We start from the raw sequence: 5,968 nt of genomic DNA on the forward strand, positions 1-5,968 counted from the left end.
GTTCGTCTGGGTCGACAGCCACTAAGCGGCACTCTGTCCCAATAAAAATGCCAGTCAGTTGACTGGCATTTTTTTATCCAAAGTATTTTCGGTCTGTGCGCTGGCCATAAAAAAATCCGAAACCATTGGTTTCGGATTTTTGCTATTCAGCATGTGGCAGAACAGGGTTATCTCCTCGCCTGCCACCTCGGCAGAACTTACTCGGCAGCCATGCGGGCTTCGATGTAAGCCAGTGCTCGGTCGATACGCGCCAGCACGCGCTCCTTGCCCACCAGCGCCATCACGGCGTGATGGCAGGGGGGGATTTACCCAGAGCGGTGATGACGACCGGCAACGTCAGGCTTACTCGGCAGCCATGCGGGCTTCGATGTGAGCCAGCGCACGGTCGATACGAGCAAGTACACGCTCTTTGCCCACCAGCGCCATCACGGCGTCGATGGCAGGGGATTGGCCCAGACCGGTGACGGCTACGCGCAGCGGCATACCAACCTTGCCCATACCCTGACCCAGTTCGGCGGCGGTCGCTTCAATCAGCTCGTGCAGCGCTTCGGTGGTCCAGCTATCCAGTGCAGCCAGCTTGGTTTTGGCCAAGGTGAGCGGCTCGGCAGCGACGCCACGCAGGTGCTTCTTGGCAGCCGCTTCGTCGATCGCCTCAAAATCTTCGAACAGATAGCGGCTCTGGGCAGCCATCTCAACCAGGGTGTTGCAGCGCTCGGCCAGCAGGGTGACTACCTCGGCCAGCGCCGGGCCATTGCTGGTGTCGACCTTCTGGTTTTCCATGTGCCATGCCAGATGCTTGGCCACATAGGCCGGATCCAGGCTGCGCATGTAGTGGTTGTTCAGCCACAGCAGCTTGTCGGTGTTGAAGGCAGAGGCGGACTTGGAGATGGCATCCAGACTGAACAGCTTGATCATCTCTTCCAGACTGAAGATCTCCTGATCGCCGTGGGACCAACCCAGACGTACCAGATAGTTCAGCAGCGCTTCCGGCAGGTAACCGTCGTCGCGGTACTGCATCACGGAGACAGCACCGTGGCGCTTGGAGAGCTTGGCACCGTCGTCACCCAGGATCATGGAGACGTGGGCAAACTCCGGTACCGGCGCGTTCAGCGCCTTGTAGATGTTGATCTGGCGCGGGGTGTTGTTGATGTGGTCTTCGCCACGCACCACGTGGGTGATCTCCATATCCCAGTCATCGACTACAACACAGAAGTTGTAGGTCGGCGCGCCATCGGTACGGCGGATGATCAGATCGTCCAGCTCGGTGTTTGCGAACTCGATGCGGCCACGGACGTGGTCATCGAACACCACGGAGCCTTCGGTCGGGTTGCGGAAGCGGATCACGTGCGGCGCATCGGCCGGGTGATCGTGGGCGTGGTCGCGGCACTTGCCGTCATAACGCGGCTTCTCGCCGTTGGCCATCTGGCCTTCACGCAGCGCTTCCAGACGCTCTTTGGAGCAGTAGCACTTGTAGGCGCGGCCGTCAGCCAGCATCTCGTCGATCAGCGCGTTGTAGCGATCGAAGCGCTTGGTCTGGTAGTAGGGGCCCTCATCCCAGTTCAGCTCCAGCCATTCCATGCCCTCAATGATGGCGTCGATGGCCTCCTGAGTGGAACGTTCCAGATCGGTATCCTCGATACGCAGCACAAACTCACCGCCCTGGTTCTTTGCAAACAACCAGGAATAGAGTGCGGTACGGGCACCGCCGACATGCAAAAAGCCGGTCGGGCTGGGAGCAAAACGGGTTTTGACTTTCATCTTTAAGCCTTGTGTAGAGGGCCTTGGGCCAATTCGTTAGAAAAAACCGTCGCATTTTAGCACCGACAATCACGGATGGGAAAACCATGACGCCATTGCGGGCTAAAGTAGGGGATTAAATCTGTCGCCATTTGCATCTGTAGCCCGATATTTTAAGAGGATCGCAAAACAGAAGCCCCGTTTCCGATTTGCTATGCACAATGCTGGAGAGCTGCCTCCTCCGGTCGATACCCAAATAACGCTCACCACACTTCTCACGAACAAGGAAGAGACGATGCAGTTCCGTTCTATCCAGAATCGCATTCTAGTGATGGCCGGGATCGCCATGACCGCAGCCCTGGTCATCCTGATCCTGCTCAACCAATATTCCGGCCAACAGACCCAACAACTCACCATCAGCTCCAGCCGTGAAGCGCTGCAGCAGGAGGCATGGCAGAAGGTCAGCGCCAATGCCCGCGCCGAGGCGGCCACCATCACCCAACTGCTGCAAAAAGGGCTCTCCTACACCCAGCAGATGGCCAGCGCCCTCGCCCTGCAACAACAGGGCAAACTGCCGCTGGATCGCCAGCAGGCCACCGACCTGCTCAAAGCACAGTTGGCGTTGGAGCCCCAGCTCTATGGCGCCTTTGCCGGCTTCGAGCCCAACGGTTTCGATAGTCAGGATGCCAGCTTTGCTGGCCAGAGTGCGCTGGGCAGTGACGACAAGGGGCGCTTCGTGCCCTACTTCTATCGCGACAAGGATCAAATCGGTACCGATCTGCTGCTCTCCATCGAAAAAACCGACCCGGACGAATTCGGCAATCCCGCCAACGACTACTACGCCTGCCCGAAGCGGGAAGGACGCTCTTGTCTCATCGATCCCTTCAAGGTGGATATCAATGGTCAGCAGGTGCTGGTGAGCACGATCACCACCCCCATCATGGTGGATGGTCAGTTCAAGGGGATCGCCGCGCTGGATCTCGCGGTGGACTCCATCAGCCGTCAGGCAAAGAGCCTCAACAGCAATATCTATGACGGCAAGGGCGAAACCCTGATCGTCAGCGCCGCCGGTGTCATCACCGGCACCAGCGGCGATGCCAGCCTGCTCGGTAGCAGCGCAAGTAAGGTGCTGGGCAACCAGTGGCAGCAGTACCTGAAACCGGAAGTTCAGCGTCAGGAGCTGGAGGAGTCATTCCGCATTTCCGTCCCCATCATGGTGCCGGGAATGAGCCGCAACTGGGCCATCATCGTCACCCTGCCCTACAAGGTGGTACTGGCGGGGGCCGATCAACTGGAAAGCCAGCTGAGCGACATGAACCAGGCAGCCATGACCCAGCAATTGGTGGGTGCCGTTATCGTACTGGTGCTGGCGCTGGTCACCATGCTGGTGATTGCACGCAGCATCACAGGCCCCATCCGTCAGATGGTCAGCCTGGTGGATGACATCGCCGATGGTGAAGGGGATCTCACCAAACGCCTCACGACCCGCTCGGTGGATGAGCTGGGGGATCTCGCCAAGGGGATCAACCGCTTTATCGACAAGCTGCAAGGGTTGCTCGGGGATGTGCTCAAGACTGCCAGCGAGGTGAACCGCTACGCCGGTGACACCGATCGCATTGCCGGTCAGACCGACAACAACCTGCAGCACCATCAGGCGGAGATGGAGCAGATGCTGACCGCGGTGCAGGAGATGTCCTACGTCAGTCAGGAGGTCGCCACCCACGCCAACAATACCGCCGACTCGGCCAAACAGGCGCAAAGCGCTGCCGATCAGGGCAAGGAGCGCTTCCAGCAGGTGATCCAGTCGATGCACAAGGTCGCGGCAGAAGCCGGTAAAGGGGCCGAAGTGGTGGAAGGGCTGGCTCACGACAGCGCCCAGATCACCAGCATCCTCACCGTCATTCAGGGGATTGCCGATCAGACCAACCTGCTGGCCCTCAACGCCGCCATCGAGGCAGCCCGAGCTGGCGAGCAGGGCCGCGGCTTTGCGGTGGTGGCCGACGAGGTGCGCAAACTGGCGGGCAATACCCAGCAGGCGGTGCAGAACACCCAGGAGTTGATCGAGAAGATCCGCCTCAGCTCCACCAATGCAGTCAACGCCATCACCCAGAGCCAGCAGCTGACCCATCAGGCGGTGGGCGAGGCGGATCTGGCGGAAGAGGCGCTCGGCAGCATCTACCAGGCCATCTCCACCATCAACGACATGACCTATCAGATCGCCTCCGCCGCCGAAGAGCAGAGCTCGGTCTCAGAAACCGTCTCCGGCAACCTGTCAAAAACCAACGCACTGGCCAACGACATTGCTCAGGATGCGACCGAAACGGCCAAAGCCAGTCAGGCTTTGCGTCAGGCGGCCGACAAATTGCAGCAATTATTGGGTCAATTTCGTCTCAGCTGATAATTTTCCGCATCAGGACTCTCCCCCTCGGGGGCGAGTCCGTTTACCATAGGCGACGAATTTGCCTGATGGCAGGCAATGTAGTGAGAGGTAAATGCCGTGCCCACCCCGGACCGTCGCCCACGAGGCCATAACAGACGAGCCCAGCAGCGTCGCCAAGACGAATCACAAGGATCCCTGCTCCATCGCATCAATGCCGCGACCCTGTCCCTGCGCCAACGTTTTGGCCAAGGGATGAGCGACCTCGGCCAACGCCGCCAGGATGCCAAAGCAGGCAAATTCAAGCTGTCCAGCCCGCTGCCCCGCAAAAACACCATAGGTCTGCTGATCCTGATCCCGCTCTGGTTGCTGGTACTGGCCTGGGAGCCGGCACCATCCGCCCCCAAAGCAGCCCCTTCCGGCTCACTGGAAGTGCCGCTGGCCGTGCCTGCTCAAGCTCTAACTGTCGGCAGTGGCGCGGCAGGCAGTGCCCCCGCGGCAGCCAAGCCGGTCGAAGAGAAGGTCAACGGCACCTGGCTGCAACACGATGTGCAGGCGGGTGAGACCCTCTACTCCATCTGGCGTAAATTCGAGTTACCCGGTGCCGAGTTGAGCCGCCTGATCGCCATCGAGGGGCCGGATCGCCCCCTGACCCGCCTGCAATCGGGCCGCTCTATCTTCATCTTGGTGGACGACACCCGCCGCATCCAGCGGGTGGAGATCCGCTCCTACGGTCAGGCGGTTTACCGCTACGACCGGCAGGGCGAAGGGTTCGCCCTCAAGGAATAACAACACGGGAGGCGCTGGCCTCCCGTTTTTTTTGGCTATGTCCCAATTACGTGTTGAAAGGCTAATCTTGAAGTAGGCCATCACCTTGAGGTCTGCCATCATGGATACCCCAGCCTTTCAACACCTGTTGTCTCTCTTTCCACTGCTTACCCTGCGCCAGCGCCGCGTTGCCCGGCAGGAGCTCATGGCGCCACATGCCATTACCTCGCTCAATACCCAGTTTCCTGCATGCAGTGGCTGCCCACATTGTCAGGCCGATGTCGCCGAGCTGGCGCCTTGGGGGTGGAGTCGGGGGCTGCGCCGCTACCGTTGCAAACAGTGTCTGCGCACAAGCTCCATCCTCACCAAGACGCCCCTGGCCAGATTGCGTAAAGCACAGTGCTGGGAAGACTACGCGCAAGCCCTCATCGAAGGACTGACCGTCCGCCAGGCCGCGCGGCGCTGTGGGGTCAGCAAAAACACCGCGTTCCTCTGGCGTCACCGCTTCTTGCGTGCCATGGCAGGCCATCAAGCCACACGGGAAGAGGGCATTGTTGAGGTTGATGAGACCTTCTTCCTTGAATCGTTCAAGGGGCAACGGGGACTGCCGCGTCCGCCAAGGCATCGTGGTGGTAAAGGTCGAACCCGTGGAACCGGGTCGGATTACATCCCTGTGATGGTGGTGCAGGACCGTGCTGGCCACCATGCGGATTTTCAGCTGGAGCAGATAAATGCCGAGACGGTCATCGCGGTGTTGAAGCCGTTGGTGTCAGCGGATGCGGTGTTGTGTAGCGATGGTGCGGGTGTGTATGCGAGTTTTAGCAAAGTGCATGGAGTGACTCATCAAGTAGTGCGCAATCGCCAGGGCGAACGGGTGGTCGGTGCGTATCACATCCAGCACGTGAACGGGTATCACCATCGGTTGAAAGAGTGGATGGAGCGGTTCCATGGAGTGGCAACGCACTACCTGAAGAACTACCTGGGTTGGCGCAGGATGCTGGAGCGTTACGGGAGGGGCGTGAATATCAAAGCGTGTTTGCATGAGGCGCTGGGGCACCCCATGCAACACGTAATTGGGACATAGCC

General features: G+C 59.7%; 4 protein-coding genes. 3 read left to right on the forward strand and 1 reads right to left on the reverse strand.

Annotated features, from left to right (window positions below):
• Positions 1–342: 342 nt before the first annotated feature.
• Positions 343–1,758 carry a glutamate--tRNA ligase gene (gene gltX, locus AB5Z09_RS18015; RefSeq protein WP_368195912.1) on the reverse strand — a complete coding sequence of 472 codons (1,416 nt, stop codon included), beginning with the start codon at positions 1,756–1,758 and terminating at the stop codon, positions 343–345.
• A 274-nt stretch (positions 1,759–2,032) separates the two neighbouring features.
• Here gltX and AB5Z09_RS18020 point away from each other — a divergent pair, with 274 nt between their 5' ends.
• The 3 genes from AB5Z09_RS18020 to AB5Z09_RS18030 all read left to right on the forward strand — a co-directional run bounded on the left by AB5Z09_RS18020 (position 2,033) and on the right by AB5Z09_RS18030 (position 5,966).
• Positions 2,033–4,135 (forward strand): methyl-accepting chemotaxis protein, encoded by a 2,103-nt coding sequence (locus AB5Z09_RS18020; protein ID WP_368195913.1) that lies wholly within the window; start codon positions 2,033–2,035, stop codon positions 4,133–4,135.
• Positions 4,136–4,234: 99 nt separating this feature from the next.
• Positions 4,235–4,903, forward strand: coding sequence for a LysM-like peptidoglycan-binding domain-containing protein (locus AB5Z09_RS18025; RefSeq protein WP_139461206.1), 669 nt, complete (start codon positions 4,235–4,237; stop codon positions 4,901–4,903).
• 100 nt (positions 4,904–5,003) lie between these two features.
• Entirely contained in the window at positions 5,004–5,966 is a 963-nt protein-coding gene (locus AB5Z09_RS18030; RefSeq protein ID WP_368194921.1) for an IS1595 family transposase, read from the forward strand.
• The last annotated feature ends 2 nt before the right edge of the window (positions 5,967–5,968 follow it).

This window comes from Aeromonas sp. R2-2 (genome assembly GCF_040908355.1).
Lineage (GTDB): Bacteria > Pseudomonadota > Gammaproteobacteria > Enterobacterales > Aeromonadaceae > Aeromonas > Aeromonas veronii.

What these genes read in the sequence shown, in the direction of transcription:
- AB5Z09_RS18020 (WP_368195913.1), top strand. Translation starts at nt 2,033, where the DNA reads ATGCAGTTCCGTTCTATCCAGAATCGCATTCTAGTGATGGCCGGGATC.
- AB5Z09_RS18030 (WP_368194921.1), top strand. Translation starts at nt 5,004, where the DNA reads ATGGATACCCCAGCCTTTCAACACCTGTTGTCTCTCTTTCCACTGCTT.
- gltX (WP_368195912.1), bottom strand. Translation starts at nt 1,758, where the DNA reads ATGAAAGTCAAAACCCGTTTTGCTCCCAGCCCGACCGGCTTTTTGCAT.